The organism is Thalassolituus sp. UBA6592 (assembly GCF_002433655.1).
GTDB lineage: Bacteria > Pseudomonadota > Gammaproteobacteria > Pseudomonadales > Oceanobacteraceae > Venatoribacter.
This window is the reverse complement of record NZ_DJIO01000173.1, coordinates 1,129-3,879: the sequence shown is the minus strand read 5'-3', so window position 1 is coordinate 3,879 and position 2,751 is coordinate 1,129. Positions and strand designations below refer to the sequence as shown.

At 52.2% G+C, this 2,751-nt stretch carries 3 protein-coding genes; all 3 read right to left on the bottom strand.

Annotated elements, in window-relative coordinates; translation table 11 throughout:
* Window positions 1-101: 101 nt before the first annotated feature.
* Window positions 102-1,460: a nucleotide 5'-monophosphate nucleosidase PpnN gene (gene ppnN, locus B2Z72_RS17485; RefSeq protein ID WP_296982140.1), complete on the bottom strand. Its 1,359-nt coding sequence runs from the start codon at window positions 1,458-1,460 to the stop codon at window positions 102-104.
* 30 nt (window positions 1,461-1,490) lie between these two features.
* Entirely contained in the window at window positions 1,491-2,075 is a 585-nt protein-coding gene (locus B2Z72_RS17480; RefSeq protein WP_296982142.1) for an HPP family protein, read from the bottom strand.
* A gap of 188 nt (window positions 2,076-2,263) precedes the next feature.
* On the bottom strand, window positions 2,264-2,751 hold a 488-nt coding region (locus B2Z72_RS17475; RefSeq protein ID WP_297005433.1), incomplete at its 5' end, for a thiolase family protein.

Sequence of the window (2,751 nt, the reverse complement as noted above, 5' to 3'; positions counted from 1 at the left end):
GAGGACAAGGGGCCTGACGTTTCTAGCAAATGCTTAAATAGAAATTTGTGGGACAGCAGTGGCTTTTCAGCCGCTTCTTTCTTGCCTGTCGTGCGCTGACGTCAGCGTACGATTTCGTAGCAGGGCGTGTAATCGCCTTTGATCTTCATCCGGCCATGTTCAACCATGGCATTCAGCAGGTTGTCCATGGCATCCATGATGTCGCTGTCACCGGACAGTTTATACGGACCATACTGCATAACCCGTTTAACCCCGGAGGCCTTAACATTACCGGCAACGATACCGGAAAATGCACGGCGCAGATTGGCGGCCAGTTCATGTTGTGGCAAAGACTTGTGAATCTTCAGTTCTGCCATGGCTTCGTGGGTTGGCTCAAACGGCAGCTGGAAATCTTCGTCCACCGTTAATGCCCAGTTGAAGAAATAGGCGTCGCTGTGAGAGCGACGATAGGCTTCGACTTCTTTAAAACCGTCTTTCATTGACTGCGCCACAGCGGCGGCATCATCAATAATTAGCTGGTAACGCTGCTGTGCTTTTTCACCCAGCGTCAGGCCAATAAAACGGTCGATTTCACGTAAATAGTCACCGGATTCCTGCGGACCGGTAATAATCATCGGGAAAGGAATTTCCTGATTATCCGGATGAGACAGTACGCCGAGCAGGTACAGAATTTCTTCTGCAGTTCCCGGGCCGCCCGGGAAAATAACAATACCGTGAGCCAGACGGATAAAGGCTTCCAGGCGTTTTTCAATATCCGGCAGAATGACCAGTTCATTGACAATCGGGTTGGGTGCTTCCGCAGCAATAATGCCTGGCTCGGTAATGCCGATGTAGCGGCCATCGCGCTTATGTTGCTTGGCATGACCAATGGTGCAGCCTTTCATCGGGCCTTTCATTGCGCCTGGTCCACAGCCGGTGCCAACATCCAGACCGCGCAGGCCCAGTTGGTAGCCGACGTCTTTGGTGTATTGATATTCATGCCGTGGGATGGAATGGCCACCCCAGCAAATGGCCAGATTCGGTTTCTGATCTGGTCTCAGCAGGTTGGCGTTACGCAGCAGGTGAAAAACAGCGTTAGTAATATCTTCACCTTTGTGCAGGTCAAAACGATGCGCTTTCAGGATGGACTCCTGGGCGTACAGTACATCGCGCAAAACGGAAAAAAGTTGCTCACGGATACCGCGGATGATTTCGCCGTCAACGAAGGCGCGGGCTGGCGGATTGACCAGATTCAGAACAATACCGCGGTCTTCCTGCTGAACTTCGACATTAAAATTGCTGAAATCTTCTTCCAGTTGCAGGTAATCATCTTCCTGGCTGCCGGAATTAAGTGCTGCATAACAGCAGCGTCGCACCAGTTCATGGGTTTCACTGCTGACATCTTTCAGCATCTGGATTTCGTAACGGGAAAGAACACGAAGGTGAGTTTTCGGATGAATCAGTTCGTAATGATTGGCCACATATACTCCTTAATCCGCAAACATCGGGGCTTACGCCCAGAGTTCCATCGGACCGTAATGGCTTAACAGTTTGAGCACATCACTGCGGGTAATGATGCCGCACAGCTGATGCTCGTCGTTCAGAACAGGTAAGGCACCAATATCGTATTCATAGAGAATATTGCTGGCCTGACGGATATCGGTACTTTGTAAAACACAGACCACCGGGTGTGCTGCAACGTCCATCATGCTGTTATCCCAGATATCGGCATTATGCACCAGCGCCTGCAGCAGATCGCGGTCTGACAGAATCGCAACCACATTGCGCTTATCGTCGATGACCGGCAGGTGATGAAAGCCGCAGTCAGACAGGGTATTCCATGCGGTGTTAATGGAATCGTCTGGTTTCAGGGTAATGACCCGTTTACTCATGATGTCACGGCAGGCAGAAATTCCGTCAGGCGGTCGTTCCTGCTGCTGATAGTAGGCATGGATTTCGTTGGCTGTACCGCTGTGTGCAGTATCTTTATCGATATGGCTGGTCTTTTCACTGGCCGACATCGCCCGCACCCGGAACTCGTCCGGGCGGACCGGAGTTTCGATACGACGCCCCATGTCGAACATAATCAAAGACACTGGCGGTCACCATTCAGTCAACCTGTTGTTTTCTTAATATAGCAGTGTGCTGTCATAAATGTCACAGAGGCTGTTCCGGCGTGGATGACGGCACTTTGCCGCGGACACAAAAAAACGGGTAGCGCATCGCTGCGCTACCCGTTCTGGCCCGGCCTTAAACTGCTGACCGTGGCAGTGCTTTGTGCTGCTTACAGCAACTCAATAGCGATGGCTGTTGCTTCACCGCCACCGATACACAGGGCGGCAACACCTTTTTTGCCGCCGGTGTTTTTCAGCGCGTTCATCAGGGTCACGATCAGGCGTGAACCGGTAGAGCCCACCGGGTGGCCCTGAGCACAGGCTCCGCCGTAGATATTTACTTTATTGATATCCAGCTTCAGTTCGTCCACCGGCATCATGGCAACCATGGCGAAGGCTTCGTTGATTTCATACAGGTCGACATCGTCTTTGCTCCAGCCGGCTTTGGCCAGAACTTTTTCGATGGCACCGACTGGCGCTACGGTGAATTCAGACGGATGCTGGGACTGAGTGCTGTGAGCAACGATACGTGCCAGTGGCTGAACGCCTTTTGCGCTGGCGGCTGATTCGCTCATCAGAACCAGTGCCGATGCGCCATCAGAGATAGAAGATGCATTGGCAGCTGTGATCGTACCGTCTTTGGCAAACGCCGGACGCA